Annotated in this window: 16 protein-coding genes; all 16 read right to left on the reverse strand. The window is 66.3% G+C overall.

Annotation, left to right across the window (positions count from 1 at the left end; all coding sequences use genetic code 11):
• Positions 1 to 17: 17 nt before the first annotated feature.
• Positions 18 to 791, reverse strand: a complete 774-nt coding sequence (locus EBS_RS06205) for a TatD family hydrolase (RefSeq protein WP_043107809.1) — start codon at positions 789 to 791, stop codon at positions 18 to 20.
• A 34-nt stretch (positions 792 to 825) separates the two neighbouring features.
• Entirely contained in the window at positions 826 to 1,176 is a 351-nt protein-coding gene (locus tag EBS_RS06210; protein ID WP_043107811.1) for a PilZ domain-containing protein, read from the reverse strand.
• The gene (locus tag EBS_RS06215; protein ID WP_052199359.1) at positions 1,176 to 2,180 is read right to left on the reverse strand and encodes a DNA polymerase III subunit delta'; all 1,005 of its coding nucleotides are present in this window, start codon (positions 2,178 to 2,180) and stop codon (positions 1,176 to 1,178) included. The genes EBS_RS06210 and EBS_RS06215 overlap by 1 nt, the downstream gene beginning before the upstream one ends.
• Entirely contained in the window at positions 2,167 to 2,814 is a 648-nt protein-coding gene (tmk, locus tag EBS_RS06220) for a dTMP kinase (protein WP_043107814.1), read from the reverse strand. Before tmk ends, EBS_RS06215 begins: the two co-directional genes overlap by 14 nt.
• Entirely contained in the window at positions 2,811 to 3,806 is a 996-nt protein-coding gene (gene mltG, locus EBS_RS06225; RefSeq protein ID WP_043107816.1) for an endolytic transglycosylase MltG, read from the reverse strand. Before mltG ends, tmk begins: the two co-directional genes overlap by 4 nt.
• Positions 3,794 to 4,627 carry an aminodeoxychorismate lyase gene (gene pabC, locus EBS_RS06230; protein ID WP_052199360.1) on the reverse strand — a complete coding sequence of 278 codons (834 nt, stop codon included), beginning with the start codon at positions 4,625 to 4,627 and terminating at the stop codon, positions 3,794 to 3,796. Before pabC ends, mltG begins: the two co-directional genes overlap by 13 nt.
• A gap of 13 nt (positions 4,628 to 4,640) precedes the next feature.
• On the reverse strand, positions 4,641 to 5,897 hold the full coding sequence (fabF, locus tag EBS_RS06235; protein ID WP_043107817.1) for a beta-ketoacyl-ACP synthase II: 1,257 nt from the start codon (positions 5,895 to 5,897) through the stop codon (positions 4,641 to 4,643).
• A 96-nt stretch (positions 5,898 to 5,993) separates the two neighbouring features.
• Positions 5,994 to 6,230: an acyl carrier protein gene (gene acpP / locus EBS_RS06240; RefSeq protein ID WP_043107819.1), complete on the reverse strand. Its 237-nt coding sequence runs from the start codon at positions 6,228 to 6,230 to the stop codon at positions 5,994 to 5,996.
• A gap of 148 nt (positions 6,231 to 6,378) precedes the next feature.
• Positions 6,379 to 7,119: a 3-oxoacyl-ACP reductase FabG gene (gene fabG / locus EBS_RS06245; RefSeq protein ID WP_043107820.1), complete on the reverse strand. Its 741-nt coding sequence runs from the start codon at positions 7,117 to 7,119 to the stop codon at positions 6,379 to 6,381.
• Positions 7,112 to 8,047, reverse strand: a complete 936-nt coding sequence (fabD, locus tag EBS_RS06250; protein WP_043107821.1) for an ACP S-malonyltransferase — start codon at positions 8,045 to 8,047, stop codon at positions 7,112 to 7,114. Before fabD ends, fabG begins: the two co-directional genes overlap by 8 nt.
• A gap of 11 nt (positions 8,048 to 8,058) precedes the next feature.
• Positions 8,059 to 9,039, reverse strand: coding sequence for a beta-ketoacyl-ACP synthase III (locus EBS_RS06255; RefSeq protein ID WP_043107822.1), 981 nt, complete (start codon positions 9,037 to 9,039; stop codon positions 8,059 to 8,061).
• A complete protein-coding gene (gene plsX, locus EBS_RS06260) occupies positions 9,036 to 10,061 on the reverse strand; it encodes a phosphate acyltransferase PlsX (protein WP_043107824.1) in 1,026 nt (341 codons plus the stop codon). The genes EBS_RS06255 and plsX overlap by 4 nt, the downstream gene beginning before the upstream one ends.
• Positions 10,062 to 10,115: 54 nt before the next feature.
• Positions 10,116 to 10,286, reverse strand: a complete 171-nt coding sequence (gene rpmF / locus EBS_RS06265; protein WP_043107826.1) for a 50S ribosomal protein L32 — start codon at positions 10,284 to 10,286, stop codon at positions 10,116 to 10,118.
• Between the two features lie 32 nt (positions 10,287 to 10,318).
• Positions 10,319 to 10,846 carry a YceD family protein gene (locus EBS_RS06270; RefSeq protein ID WP_043107827.1) on the reverse strand — a complete coding sequence of 176 codons (528 nt, stop codon included), beginning with the start codon at positions 10,844 to 10,846 and terminating at the stop codon, positions 10,319 to 10,321.
• 91 nt (positions 10,847 to 10,937) lie between these two features.
• Positions 10,938 to 12,233 carry a sodium ion-translocating decarboxylase subunit beta gene (locus EBS_RS06275; protein WP_043107828.1) on the reverse strand — a complete coding sequence of 432 codons (1,296 nt, stop codon included), beginning with the start codon at positions 12,231 to 12,233 and terminating at the stop codon, positions 10,938 to 10,940.
• Between the two features lie 9 nt (positions 12,234 to 12,242).
• Entirely contained in the window at positions 12,243 to 14,042 is a 1,800-nt protein-coding gene (gene oadA / locus EBS_RS06280; protein WP_043107829.1) for a sodium-extruding oxaloacetate decarboxylase subunit alpha, read from the reverse strand.
• Positions 14,043 to 14,047: the final 5 nt, after the last annotated feature.

A 14,047-nucleotide genomic window follows, 5' to 3' on the forward strand; every position in this document is an offset into this window, starting at 1 on the left:
GGCATGCCTCGTGATGATCAGCCTCGCAGGAACAGCCGATCGAAATTGGCACTGCTCAGGCGCGCCACCTCGGCCGTATCCAGACCGCGCAACCCGGCAATGGTCTCGGCCACCTGCGCCACGTAGCGGGGTTCGTTGGGCTTGCCGCGATATGGCACCGGCGTCAGGTAGGGCGAGTCGGTCTCGATCAATAGGCGATCGAGCGGCACCCGTCGAGCCACCTCGCGCAGTGCCTCGGCGTTCTTGAAGGTGACGATCCCGGAAAACGAGATGTAGAACCCCATGGCCATGGCCGCCTCGGCCATCTCCCAGGTCTCGGTGAAGCAGTGCATCACCCCGCCGACTTCGGCCGCGTTTTCCTCTTCGAGGATGCGCAGCGTGTCCTCGCGCGCCTCGCGGGTGTGGATGATCAGTGGCTTGCCCGTCTCGCGCGCGGCGCGGATGTGAATGCGGAACCGCTCGCGCTGCCAGTCCAGGTCGCCCTCGGCACGAAAGTAGTCCAGACCGGTCTCACCGATGGCGACATTGCGCGGATCGTCGGCCAGCGCCACCAGTTCAGCGACCGTGGGCGTACGGCGATCGGCATCGCAGGGATGCACTCCAACCGAGACCAGCACCTCCTCGTGCGGTTCGACCAGCTCGCGCATTGCCGGATAGGACTCGAGATCGATGGACACGCACAGCATGCGCTCCACCCCGGCCTCACGGTTGGCGGCCATCATGCGCGAGAAATCGCCCTCGTGGGGCGTCAGATCGATACGATCGAGATGACAATGGGAATCGACAAACATCGGGAATCCTGCTGCGGGCCGGGCGCCCGCCAGCTTACATGGTGTGGGTGGCCTTGTCCGACTTGAGCATGCCGGCCAGGTAGCCCTCGATCTTGTTGCGCGCCACGCCGTTGTCCTGGTCGGAGAACTGCACCCCGATACCGGCCGCGCGGTTGCCCTCGGCGCCCACCGGGGTGATCCAGATGATCTTGCCCGCAACCGGCAGACGCTCGCTCTCGTCCATCAGGCTGAGCAGCATGAACACCTCGTCGCCCAACTTGTAGGGCTTGCTGGTTGGAATGAACAGACCGCCATTCTTGACGAACTGCATGTACGCAGCATAGAGCGCATGCTTGTCCTTGATGGTCAGAGACAGGATGCCCTGTCGAGCGCGGGGGGCAGCCATCAATGTTTCTCCGGTCGGGTGAGCCTCAGCCAGTCGTTGACCAGTTTTTCCATCATCATCTGCGGATTGAGATTATGGCTCGCCAATCGCTCCAGGCGGTCGATCTCATCCTTGAAATGAAATATTTTTTGCAAGTTTATGTCTTTAGCAAGGTTTTGCAAATCCATCCGCTTGCCACCGAGGTACAATTCCACATTATTGGCGGCATCGGTCACGCACAATCTCGCCAGATCGAAGATCACCCGGCGCAAATCGGCCAGCTGTTGTGTTATCGGCCGCTCGGCCCAGACCTGAGCCACTTCCAGCGGCTCGGCGCGACGCTGCCCCAGCCCGATCAACTCGTCGGCCAGTCGGTGCAGACGCTCGAGCCCCCCTGTCTCGAGCAGTGACTGTGCCAGCAGCGGTGCCCCCCCGGCGGCATCCAGTGCGGCATCGACATCGCCACCACCGGCACGCTCGGCCAGCCACTCCCGCGCCTGTTCGCGGGGAACAGGCCGAAACGCCACCTCCTGGCAGCGGCTGCGGATGGTCGCCGGCAGACGATGCGGCGCAGAGGAGACCAGGATCAGACAGCTGGCACCGCTCGGCTCCTCCAGGGTCTTGAGCAGGGCATTGGCGGCGGCGCGGTTCATGGCTTCGGCCGGCGAAATCACGAACACCAGCATACCCTGTCCCGCCGTGGTCAGGCTGCTTTGCCCGATCAATTCGCGGATAGCGTCGATACGAATCGGTTTGCCCTCCTCGGCCGGCACCACCCGATGCACGTCGGGATGGGTGCCGTCGGCGGCCAGGCGACAAGCCTGACACCGGCCGCAGGGCTGCGCCTCCAGCGCCGGGGCCTCGCACACCAGGGCGGCAGCCAGGTGGTCGGCGAAGACCTGCTTGCCCACGCCGGCGGGCCCCGTGAGCAACAGGGCGTGCGGCAGACGGTCGGCGCGACGACTGGCGAGCAATCGTGCCCAGGGATCGGCATGCCAGGGTAGCAGATTCTCAGGCAGTGCCATGGCGTCGGGCCTGGATGAAGTCGTCGACCAGGCGGGCGATCTCCGCGCTCACCTCGGCCAGGGGGCGCGCTGCGTCCACCACCCGCACCCGCTGCGGCTGTTCACGGGCAATCCGCAGGTAGCCCTCGCGCACACGCTCGAAAAAGGCCTGGGCCTCGCGCTCGAAACGGTCGGGCGCGGAGCGCTTGCCGGCGCGTTCCAGCCCCAGCGTCACGGGCAGGTCCATCAGCAGCGTCAGATCGGGCCGCAGGTCGCCCTGCACCCATTCCTCCAGGGCAGCGATACGCGCTTCGGGGATACCCCTTCCTGCTCCCTGGTAGGCATAGGTCGCGTCGGTGAAACGGTCGCACAACACCCAGTCGCCAGCGTCCAGCGCCGGGCGGATGCGCGCCGCCAGGTGCTCTGCGCGCGCGGCGAACATCAGCAACAACTCGGTGTCGCTGGACACCCCCTCATGGCGATGCCCCAGCAACAGGGCGCGCAGGTCCTCGCCCAGCGGGGTGCCGCCGGGTTCACGGGTCTGCAGCAGGCCGATGCCGGCCGCCGCGATGCGCTCGGCGACCACGCCCATGCAGGTGGTCTTGCCCGCGCCCTCGATACCCTCGATGGTGATGAATGCGCCCCTGTCGTTCATCGCTTCAACTGGTACTTGCGTACCGCCGCATTGTGTTCCTCGAGCGTGGCCGAGAAGACATGGGTGCCATCGCCCCGCGCCACGAAGTACAGGGCATCCCCCGGTGCCGGGTGCAGGGCCGCGTGAATGGCCTCGCGCCCCGGCATGCAGATTGGCGTCGGCGGCAAGCCCCGGTGGACATAGGTGTTGTAGGGTGTGTCCTCGCGCAGATCACGTCGGCGGATGTTGCCATCATAACGTTCCCCCATACCGTAGATCACGGTGGGATCGGTCTGCAGTTTCATGCCCTTCTTCAGCCGCCGGGTGAAGACACCGGCGATGCGCGCGCGCTCTTCAGGCACCCCGGTCTCCTTCTCGATGATGGAAGCGAGGATGAGCGCCTCTTCCGGTGTCTTCACCGCGATGTCCTCGGCACGTTGCGCCCACTCCTCGGCCAGTACCTGCTGCATGCGCCGGTAGGCGCGCGCCAGCAGGTCACGGTCGCTGGTACCGCGCGGAAAGCTGTAGGTGTCGGGAAAGAAGCGCCCTTCCGGGTGCTCGCCTGCATGACCCAGCGCCTGCATCACCACCTCGGGCGCGGCGTCCTCGAGGGTCTTGCGCAGTACCGGGTCACGCGCGATGGCGGTCATCACCTGGCGGAAATTCCAGCCCTCGAGCAGGGTCAGGCGGTACTCGACCGGCCGGCCCTCGATCAGGATCTTCAACAGGCCTGGCGGGGTGGTGCCTGGCGGGACCAGGAACTCGCCGGCGCGGATACGGTGCGCCAACTCGTGCCAGCGCGCGTGCCAGTAGAGCAGGCGCGCGTCGGCGAGCACCCCCTCACCCTGCAGGCGACGGGCCAGTGCCTGCAGGGAGGTGCCGCGTTCAACCTTCAGCACCAGCCCCTGTTCGGGCACGACAAGCGGGGTCTCGAGAAAGCGCTGGTAGCTCATCCAGTACCAGCCGGCCACCAGGGCGGCACAGAAGACGAGCAGACCAATCAGTCGTTGCATGCAGTTTCTCCGGCAAAGCGAAACGCGGCACGGTGCACGGCCTCCAGTTCCGGCGGCCGCTCCTGCAGCGCAAAGGTATGGCCATCGAGGCTGGCCACCGGACGAATGCCCAACAGGGCACTGGTCAGAAAGAGACCGTCTGCGGCAAACAGTCTCGCGTGCGGCACGGACTCGACGTGGACCGGCAGGGCCGATTCGAGCAGCAAGCGGCGTACGGTACCCGCCACACCGCATTCATCCAGCGGCGGGGTGAGCCACTGGCCGTCAAGATAGACCAGCAGGTTGGCAGCGATGGCCTCGACAGCGCGGCCTTGCGGGTCGCACAGCACGCCTTCGTCGGCCTCCGGCGGCAGTTCGCTTCGCGCCAGCACCTGCTCGAGGCGATTGAGGTGCTTGATGCCCGCCAGCCGGGGTTGGTGAGCCAGGCGCAGGCGACAGCTGTACAGCCGCAATGGCGCGGTATGGGCCAGCGCCCCCTGTTCCGGCCAGGCCGTGCATTGCAGCCAGCGCACCGGTGCCGCATCCGGGTCACGCGCATAACCGCGTTGCGAGCGCCCGGCGGAGAGCACGATCTTGAGCACGCCGCGCTCACGACCGGCACACAGACGGCGTGCCTCGTCCAGCAGCAAGGCGGTATCGGGTCGGGGGAGTCCAAGGCGCGCGCAGCCTTCGCTCAATCGTTCGGCATGCAAGCACCAGAGGCAGGGTTGGCCGTCCACCACGGCCAGGGTCTCGAACAGGCCGTCGCCAAACTGACAGGCGCGATCGGCGAAGGCCCCTGCCGGGGCCGGTTCGCCATCGAGCAGCGCGTGCCCCGGCATGGCGCGGGCGGGCTCAGCCGTCGAAGCGACGCAGGACCAGCGTGCCGTTGGTGCCGCCGAAGCCGAAGGAGTTGGAGATGGCCACCTCGATCTTCGCCTCGCGCGCGGTGTGCGGCACATAGTCCAGGTCGCACTCCTCGTCGGGGTTGTCGAGGTTGATGGTGGGCGGCATCACCTGGTCGCGAATGGCCAGCGCGGTGAACACCGCCTCGGCACCACCCGCGGCCCCCAGCATGTGGCCGGTCATGGACTTGGTGGAACTGACTGCCAGCTTGTAGGCGTGATCGCCAAAGGCGCGCTTGACCGCCTTGGTCTCGGCCACGTCGCCGGCCGGGGTCGAGGTGCCGTGGGCATTGATGTAATCGACCTCTTCGGGGTTGATGGCAGCGTCCTCGAGGGCCATGCGCATGCATTCCGCCGCGCCTTCGCCGCCCGGCGAGGGCGAGGTCATGTGATAGGCGTCGGCATTCATGGCCGTACCCACGACCTCGCAGTAGATGGTGGCACCCCGGGCCTTGGCGTGTTCCAGTTCCTCGATCACCACCACGCCCGCACCGTCGCTGAGCACGAAGCCGTCACGGTCGCGGTCCCAGGGGCGACTGGCGGCCTGCGGGTCGTCGTTGCGCGTGGACAGGGCACGCGCCGCGGCGAAGCCCCCCAGCCCGACCGGCGAGGTGGCCATCTCGGCACCACCGGCGACCATCACGTCCACGGTGCCGTACTGGATCATGCGCATGGCATCACCGATGCTGTGGGTGCCGGTGGCGCAGGCCGAGACCAGCGACACATTCGCTCCCTTGAGGCCGAACATGATCGACAGGTTGCCCGAGACCATGTTGATGATGTTGGCCGGCACGAAGAACGGGGAGATCTTGCGCGGCCCGCCCTTGAGATAGGCGCCATAGGCATTCTCGATGCCGGTGATGCCGCCGATGCCCGAACCGATGGACACGCCGATGCGACGCCGGTTCTCGTCGGTGATCTCGATGCCGCTGTCCTGGATGGCCTGCACCCCGGCAGCGATGCCGTAGTGGATGAAGGCGTCCATCTTGCGGGCTTCCTTCTTCGAGATGTACTTCTCGACGTCGAAGCCGTAGATGGGACCACCGAAGTGGACACTGAAGGGTTCGATGTCGAAATGCGTGATCGGCTGGATGCCACTCTTGCCGGCCAGGATGTTCTCCCAGCCCGTGGCCACGTCCTGGCCGACCGGGGAGATCAGGCCCAGGCCGGTGATGACCACTCGTCGTTCGGATTTGTAACCAGACATCAGGGGGCAGGCCTCGCGATGCGCTTGATCGGAATGTCAACAAGGCCGCACGGAACGCGGGTTCCGTGCGGCCTCGAACGGGTACTATCGCTACGCTCAGCTGCTGTGGGCAGTGACGTAGTCGATGGCCTGTTGCACCGTGGTGATCTTTTCGGCTTCCTCGTCGGGAATCTCGGTCTCGAATTCCTCTTCCAGGGCCATCACCAGCTCGACGGTGTCCAGGGAGTCCGCGCCCAGATCGTCCACGAAAGAGGCCTCGTTGGTGACCTCGTCCTCGCTGACACCCAGCTGCTCCACAACAATCTTCTTGACGCGTTCTTCGATAGTGCTCATTTTGGTTCGTTCCTCCAGATATGCGTGATCCCATGCTCACGCGATGAGGCCGTATTGTATGTGCAAATTCGCCCCTGTCATAGAGCCTTGCCAATTCGGCCGGGGTTGAATCAATGTCCTTTGCCTACAATGCGTTACGCACTGTTCCTCAAGCCATGTACATGCCGCCGTTGACGTGCAGCGTGGTGCCGGTCACATAGCCAGCCTCGTCCGAGGCCAGGAAGGCCACCGCCGCGGCGATCTCCTCGGGTTGTCCCAGGCGACCCATCGGAATGGCCGAGAGCAGCGCCTCGCGCTGCGCCTCGGGCAGCTCGCGGGTCATGTCGGTGTCAATGAAACCGGGCGCTACCGCGTTGACGGTGATGCCGCGCGAGCCGATCTCCTGTGCCAGCGACTTGGTGAAACCGATCATCCCGGCCTTGGCCGCCGCATAGTTGGTCTGGCCCGCATTGCCGCTGGCGCCGACCACCGAGGCGATGTTGATGATGCGCCCGGTCCTGGCCTTCATCATCGGCCGCAGACAGGCCTTGCACACGCGGTAGAGCGAGCTGAGATTGGTGTCGATCACCGCCTGCCACTCTTCAGGCTTCATGCGCATCAGCAGGTTGTCGCGGGTGATGCCGGCATTGTTGACCAGCACAGTGACCGTGCCGAACTGCTCGGCGATGGACTTGAGCACGGCCTCCACCGAGGCATCGTCGGCCACGTCCAGGCGCATGCCGGTGCCGGGAACGCCGGCCTCCGACAACATGGCGGCGATGGCCTCGGCACCCTTGTCCGAGGTGGCGGTGCCGATCACGGTCAGGCCGTCGGCGCCCAGGCGCAGGGCAATGGCCCTGCCGATTCCCCGGCTGGCGCCGGTGACCAGTGCAATCTTCTGTTCAGCCATTGATCTTCTCCAGAGCCTTGTCGAGCGTCGCCCCGTCATACACCGGCAGGGCCGCAATCTGCTTGTCGATGCGCTTGCACAGGCCGCTCAGCACCTTGCCGGGACCGGCCTCGATGAGGGTGTCCACGCCCTGCTCCGCCATGGCGCGCACCGTCTCCACCCAGCGCACCGGGCTGTAGAGCTGCTGCGCGAGCAGCTCGCGGATGGCGTCGGGATTGTCGGCGGTGGCCACCGAGACATTATGCAATACCGGGATCTGCGGCACCGCGAAGGTGATGTCGTTCATGGCCTCGCGCAGCGCGGCGGCAGCGTCCTGCATCAGCGCGCAGTGCGAGGGCACCGAGACGTCCAGCGGCAGCGCGCGCCGGGCACCCGCGGCCTTGGCCGCCTCGACCGCACGCGCGATGGCCGCGGCGTTGCCCGCGATCACCACCTGCCCCGGCGAATTGAAATTGACTGCCTCGGCCACCTCGCCCTGCGCGGCCTCGGCGCAGATGGCACGCACCTGGTCGTCGTCCAGGCCGAGGATAGCGGCCATGGCGCCCTCGCCCGCCGGCACCGCGGCCTGCATCAGGCGACCGCGTTCGCGTACCAGGCGCACCGCGTCGGCAAAGGCCAGCACCCCGGCGGCGACCAGCGCGGAATACTCGCCAAGGCTGTGGCCGGCGAGCATGACAGGCTGCGCCCCTTCCTGGTCCTGCCAGATCCGCCACACCGCGATACCCGCACTGAGCATCGCCGGCTGAGTGTTCTCGGTACGGTTGAGGTCTTCGGCCGGACCTTCCTGGCTCAGCGCCCACAAGTCGGTGCCGATAGCGTCGGAGGCCTCCTCGAAGGTTTCGCGCACTTGCGGGAAGGCGGCGGCCAGGTCGGCCAGCATGCCCACCGACTGCGAACCCTGGCCGGGAAACACGATTGCAAAACTCATGGCGAACTCTCTCAGAACTTCAGCAAGGCCGAACCCCAGGTAAAACCGCCACCGAAAGCCTCGAGCAACAGGGTCTCGCCGCGCTGGATACGCCCATCGCGCACCGCAGTGTCCAGCGCCAGCGGCACCGAGGCGGCCGAGGTGTTGCCGTGCTGGTCAACGGTGACCACCACCTTGTCCATCGACATGTCGAGCTTGCGCGCCGTGGCACTGATGATGCGGATGTTGGCCTGGTGCGGCACCAGCCAGTCGATGTCGGACTTCTTCAGGCCGTTGGCCTCGAGCGTCTCGTCCACGATACGCCCCAGGGTGCGCACCGCCATCTTGAACACCTCGTTGCCGCGCATCTGGGCGTAGCGGGGATCACCCGCCTCCAGCGCGATATCGAAACCACGCGATACCCCGCCGGGCACGTGCAGCAGTTCCTCGTAACTGCCGTCGGCGTGCAGGTGGGTGGAGAGGATGCCCGGCTCGTCGGCGGCCTCGAGCACCACTGCCCCGGCGCCGTCGCCGAACAGCACGCAGGTGCCGCGGTCGGTCCAGTCGATCAGACGTGAGAAGGTCTCGGCGCCAATCACCAGGGCACAGCGGTGAGTGCCCGAGCGTATGAACTTCTCGGCCACGCCCAGGGCATAGATGAAACCGGTACACACCGCCTGTATGTCGAAGGCCGTGGCACCGTGGTTGCCCAATCGCGCCTGCAACAGGCAGGCGGTGCTGGGAAAGATCTTGTCCGGCGTGGTGGTCGCCAGCACGATCAGGTCGACCTCGCCAGGATCGCGCCCGGCGGCGGCCAGGGCACGCCGTGCGGCATGCTCGGCCAGGTCGCAGGTGGTCTCGTCGTCCGCGGCAATGTGACGCTTGACGATACCGGTGCGCTCGCGGATCCACTCGTCCGAAGTCGCGACCATCTTCTCGAGGTCGTGATTGGTGAGGATCTTCTCCGGCAGGTAGCTGCCGGTGCCGGTGATGCGGGCGAAACGGGGGCTCATGCGCTGGCCTTCTGTTGCAGTTGCGCGGCCACCGTCTCGGTGATACGCCCGGCAATGTCGGCCTCGACCTCCTTGCGCGCGATGCCGATGGCGTTCTCGAACGAGAAGCGATCGGCGCCACCGTGGCTCTTGACCACGATGCCGCGCAGGCCGAGCAACGAAGCGCCGTTGTAACGGCGCGGGTCGATGCGTTTCTTCAAGTTGCCAAGCACCGGCAGGGCGACCAGGGCCGCCAAGCGGGTCAGCGGGTTGCGGCGAAACTCCACGCCGAGGAAGTGGCGGATCATCTTGGCCACGCCCTCGCTGCTCTTGAGCGCCACGTTGCCGATGAAGCCGTCGGTAACCACGATATCCAGTCCCTCGCGGGTGTAGATGTCGTCTCCCTCGACATAACCGATGTAGTTCAGGGCGCTGGCGCGCAGCAGCTGGTGCGCCTGCTTGACCGATTCCACGCCCTTGATCTCCTCGGCGCCGATGTTCAGCAGGCCCACGGTGGGAGACTCGATCCCCTCGACCGCGGTCACCAACTCGGACCCCATCACCGCAAACTGCATCAGGTGCTCCGCCGAAGAATCGATGTTGGCACCCAGATCCAGCACCCAGGTACGCCCGTCGATCGCCGGCAAGGCGGTGATGATGGCCGGCCGGTCTACCCCCGGGATGGTCTTGAGCACGAAGCGCGCGGTGGCCATCAGCGCCCCGGTATTGCCGGCGCTGACACAGGCATCGGCCTCGCCCGACTTGACCAGGTTGATGGCCACGCGCATGGACGAGTCCTTCTTGCCGCGCAGGGCATTGGCCGGCGGCTCATCCATGCCTACCACCTGCGAGGCGTGCACGATCGAGAGCTGCGCGGACGGCTCACCCCCGGGCAGGTGCTCACGGATCTTCTCCTCCTGCCCCACCAGCACCAGGTGGCAGTCCGGTTGCTTGCGAGCAAAGGCGACCGCCGCCGGCACCACGACGGAGGGACCGAAGTCGCCGCCCATCGCGTCCAACGCCAAGGTGATCGGTGTGGTCATGGATGCTCGATGCGATGCAATGCCGGCAGAAACGGCCTCGACATCACGGCCCGTTTACTTGTCCACGACCTTGCGGCCCTTGTAGAAGCCGTCCGGGGTCACGTGGTGACGCAGGTGGGTCTCGCCGGAGGTCGGATCGACCGACAGGGTCTCGGGCTTGAGCGCATCGTGCGAGCGGCGCATGCCGCGCTTGGAAGGGGTCTTGCGGTTCTGTTGGACTGCCATGTTCGTCTCCTGAGGGACAATCGTTTTCGAATTCAGTCGTCGCTGTCGCGCTTCAGCGCCCGCAAGGCGGCGAAAGGACTTTCCTTCCGTTGCGACGCCTCCGGGGCGGACTCCTGCCGGTAATCGGCCAGGTCCACACCGCAATCGGCGGCCGCATGCCGCGGTGCCGGTGGGATGGCCAGGATCAACTCGTCCTCGACCAGGTCCATCGGGCGCAGCAGACGCTCGTCGAGCAGCAGCGGCTCGTACTCCGCCGGCAGACGCTCGGCCTCGCCCAGACCCGTCACCGGACTGAGCTGGAAGGCCGCGTCCACCGCCAGCGGCATGCTCTGCAGGCAACGCTGGCAGCACACCTGCAACTCGGCACGCACCGTGCCGCGCACACGCGGGCGGTTGGTCTCGTCGTGGTCGAACGCCAACGTAAACGCCGCCTCGCCCTCCGTGGAGGTCAGAAGCGGCGCCAGACGAGCCAGATCCTGCAATGCGACGCGCCCTTCGTAGCGTTTCCCCTGCTCGCATAGCCGCCGGGGATCGGCCTGTTCAGGAAGCTGCGACAACATAAGCGCGCAATTCTATGAAAATACTAAAAAAATAGCAACCTTCGCCTGACCGGCAAGCGCTCCCCGGGCGAACACTGAAACTATCGGCAAATCAGTGCCCTACGACCGCCAGCAGGACGCCCGCAGCGACCGCCGAGCCGATCACGCCGGCCACGTTGGGCCCCATGGCGTGCATCAGCAGAAAGTTGTGATGGTTGGCCTCCAGACCCACCTTGTTCACCACCCGCGCGGCCATGGGGACCGCCGACACCCCGGCTGCACCGATCAGTGGGTTCACCTGCCCACCGGAGAGGCGGTGCATCAGCTTGCCCATCAGCACCCCGGCAGCCGTGCCAATGGAAAAGGCGATCGCTCCCAACGCCAGGATGCCGAGCGTCTCCACGCTCAGGAACTTGTCGGCCTGCAGCTTGGAACCCACCGACAGCCCGAGGATGATGGTGACGATGTTGATGATCTCGTTCTGTGCCGCCTTGCTCAGACGCTCCACCACACCCGACTCGCGCAACAGGTTGCCGAAGGTGAGCATGCCGATCAGCGGCGCGGCCGAAGGCAGGAACAGGGCGCACAGCGCCAGCACGGTGAGCGGAAACAGGATCTTCTCCAGTTTGCCCACCGGGCGCAGTTGCGACATCTCCACCCGGCGCTCGGCCTCGGTGGTGAGCAGACGCATGATCGGCGGCTGGGTGATGGGCACCAGTGCCATGTAGGAATAGGCCGCCACGGCGATGGCGCCGAGCAGGTCGGGCGCCAGCTTGGAAGCCACGAAGATCGCCGTCGGCCCGTCCGCGCCGCCGATGATGGCGATCGCCGAGGCGTCGGCCAGGCTGAAGTCGAAACCGGGCACCAGGTCGAGCGCCAGCGCCCCCAGCAGGGTGGCGAAGATGCCGAACTGGGCCGCCGCGCCCAGCAACAGGGTGCGCGGCATGGCGATCAGGGCGCTGAAGTCGGTCAGCGCCCCTACCCCCATGAAGATCAGCAGCGGGGCCACGCCGGAGCCGATGGCCACGTCGTAGAACATGCGCAGCATGCCCGACTCGTAGCCCATGCCCTCGGCGGCGAGCAGGCCGGCCGCATGCTGCGCCGGGCTGGCATGCTTCCAGGCCTCGGCCACCTGCGCCACGGGACTGCCGATGGCCTGCGCCAGCAGTGCGAGCTGCTCCGGGGTGCCCTCGGCCAGCAGATGTCCCACCGCGTCCTCGGCCAGCCCGGCGACCGGGATGTTGGCCAGCACGCAGCCAAAACCGATGGGCAGCAGCAACAGAGGCTCGAAGCCCTTGCGGATGGCCAGATACATCAACAGGCCACCGACACAGAGCATCAGCGCCTGCCCCCAACCCATGTTGGCAATCCCCATCGACTGCCAGAGCGCCTCGAAACCGGCTTCCATGACCGCGCCTCAGGCCAGACTGAGCAGGGTGTCGCCGACCTGAACGGCGTCCCCTTCCTTGACCGCGACCGAACGCACCGTGCCATCGGCGGGCGAACGCACCTCGGTCTCCATCTTCATGGCCTCGAGCACCATCACCACCTCACCGGAGCGCACGACCTGGCCCTCGGCCACCTTGACCTTGAAGATGGTGCCAGCCAGCGGCGAAGGCACCGGCTGGCCCGCGCCGTTGCCGCCTGCAGCCGGCGCAGCGGCCGGGGCGGCCGGGGCGGCATTCGTTGGCACCATCTGGTCGAGACTGCCGTCCGGCCCCACGGTGACGCTGTAGGCATGGCCATCGACGATCACCTGGTAGGACTCGGGGCCACCTGTAGCGGACGCCGCCAGGGCGGTGACGGCCGCGGGTTCCGGCTCGCTGCCCGGTACCGGCTCGAAGGCCGAGGGATCGTCGCGGTGATCGAGGAACTTCAAGCCCACCTGCGGGAACAATGCCCAGGTGAGCACGTCGTCGATCTTGTTTTCGGCCACCCGGAAGCCCTTTTCGCGGGCCAGGGCGTCGAACTGTTCGACCAGGCTGTCCAGTTCATTCTCCAGCCGGTCGGCCGGACGACAGACGATCGGCTCTTCATCGTCTTCGAGCACGCGCGCCTGGAGCGCCGCGTCCACCGGCGCGGGTGTGGCGCCGTACTCTCCACGCAGCACCCCGGCGGTCTCCTTGGTGATGGTCTTGTAACGCTCGCCGGTGAGCACATTGAGCACCGCCTGGGTGCCGACGATCTGCGAGGTCGGCGTGACCAGCGGGATATAACCCAGATCCTTGCGCACCCGTGGGATCTCGGCCAGCACCTCGTCCAAGCGGTCGGCGGCATTCTGCTCCCGCAACTGGTTCTCCATGTTGGTGAGCATGCCGCCGGGCACCTGGGCCACCAGGATGCGCGAGTCGATGCCCTTGAGCGAACCCTCGAACTTCGCATAGCGCGCGCGCACTTCGCGGAAATGTGCGGCGATCTCCTCGAGCAGCGCCAGGTCGAGGCCAGTGTCGCGCTCGCCCCCCGCGTGGATGGCGACCACCGATTCGGTGGCCGAATGACTGTAGGTCATGGCCATCGAGGAGATGGCGGTATCGACCATGTCCACGCCGGCTTCGGCGGCCTTGAGGATGGCCGCGGTGCTCATGCCGGTGGTCGCGTGCGAATGCAGCGCTACCGGAATGGAGACCGTCTGCTTCAGGCGGCTGACCAGCTCGAAGGCGGTATGCGGGGTGAGCAGCCCGGCCATGTCCTTGATGCAGATGGAGTGACAACCCATGTCTTCCAGGCCGCGCGCCATGTTCAGCCAGTAGTCCAGGTCGTGCACCGGGCTGACGGTGTAGGACATGGCTCCCTGGGCGTGCTTGCCGACCTCCAGCGTGGCGCGCACCGCGGTCTCGAGATTGCGCAGGTCGTTCATGGCGTCGAAGATACGGAACACATCGATGCCGTTCACCGCCGCGCGCTCGACGAACTTGCGCACCACATCGTCGGCGTAGTGCCGATAGCCCAGGATGTTCTGGCCGCGGAACAGCATCTGCTGCGGCGTGTTGGGCATGGCCTGCTTGAGCGCGCGCAACCGTTCCCAGGGGTCTTCACCCAGGTAGCGAATGCAGGCATCGAACGTGGCTCCACCCCAGGTCTCCAGTGACCAGAAGCCGACGCGATCGAGCTTCTCGGCGATGGGCAGCATATCGTCCAGGCGCATGCGCGTGGCGAACAACGACTGGTGGGCATCGCGCAGCACCACCTCGGTCAGGGCAAGCTTGTTCTCGGGCATGGAGA

The organism is endosymbiont of unidentified scaly snail isolate Monju (assembly GCF_000801295.1).
GTDB lineage: Bacteria > Pseudomonadota > Gammaproteobacteria > Chromatiales > Chromatiaceae > MONJU.

What these genes read in the sequence shown, in the direction of transcription:
- rpmF (WP_043107826.1), bottom strand. Translation starts at nt 10,286, where the DNA reads ATGGCAGTCCAACAGAACCGCAAGACCCCTTCCAAGCGCGGCATGCGC.
- acpP (WP_043107819.1), bottom strand. Translation starts at nt 6,230, where the DNA reads ATGAGCACTATCGAAGAACGCGTCAAGAAGATTGTTGTGGAGCAGCTG.
- EBS_RS06205 (WP_043107809.1), bottom strand. Translation starts at nt 791, where the DNA reads ATGTTTGTCGATTCCCATTGTCATCTCGATCGTATCGATCTGACGCCC.
- EBS_RS06210 (WP_043107811.1), bottom strand. Translation starts at nt 1,176, where the DNA reads ATGGCTGCCCCCCGCGCTCGACAGGGCATCCTGTCTCTGACCATCAAG.
- fabG (WP_043107820.1), bottom strand. Translation starts at nt 7,119, where the DNA reads ATGGCTGAACAGAAGATTGCACTGGTCACCGGCGCCAGCCGGGGAATC.
- fabF (WP_043107817.1), bottom strand. Translation starts at nt 5,897, where the DNA reads ATGTCTGGTTACAAATCCGAACGACGAGTGGTCATCACCGGCCTGGGC.
- plsX (WP_043107824.1), bottom strand. Translation starts at nt 10,061, where the DNA reads ATGACCACACCGATCACCTTGGCGTTGGACGCGATGGGCGGCGACTTC.
- EBS_RS06215 (WP_052199359.1), bottom strand. Translation starts at nt 2,180, where the DNA reads ATGGCACTGCCTGAGAATCTGCTACCCTGGCATGCCGATCCCTGGGCA.
- oadA (WP_043107829.1), bottom strand. Translation starts at nt 14,042, where the DNA reads ATGCCCGAGAACAAGCTTGCCCTGACCGAGGTGGTGCTGCGCGATGCC.
- pabC (WP_052199360.1), bottom strand. Translation starts at nt 4,627, where the DNA reads ATGCCGGGGCACGCGCTGCTCGATGGCGAACCGGCCCCGGCAGGGGCC.
- fabD (WP_043107821.1), bottom strand. Translation starts at nt 8,047, where the DNA reads ATGAGTTTTGCAATCGTGTTTCCCGGCCAGGGTTCGCAGTCGGTGGGC.
- mltG (WP_043107816.1), bottom strand. Translation starts at nt 3,806, where the DNA reads ATGCAACGACTGATTGGTCTGCTCGTCTTCTGTGCCGCCCTGGTGGCC.
- tmk (WP_043107814.1), bottom strand. Translation starts at nt 2,814, where the DNA reads ATGAACGACAGGGGCGCATTCATCACCATCGAGGGTATCGAGGGCGCG.
- EBS_RS06270 (WP_043107827.1), bottom strand. Translation starts at nt 10,846, where the DNA reads ATGTTGTCGCAGCTTCCTGAACAGGCCGATCCCCGGCGGCTATGCGAG.
- EBS_RS06255 (WP_043107822.1), bottom strand. Translation starts at nt 9,039, where the DNA reads ATGAGCCCCCGTTTCGCCCGCATCACCGGCACCGGCAGCTACCTGCCG.
- EBS_RS06275 (WP_043107828.1), bottom strand. Translation starts at nt 12,233, where the DNA reads ATGGAAGCCGGTTTCGAGGCGCTCTGGCAGTCGATGGGGATTGCCAAC.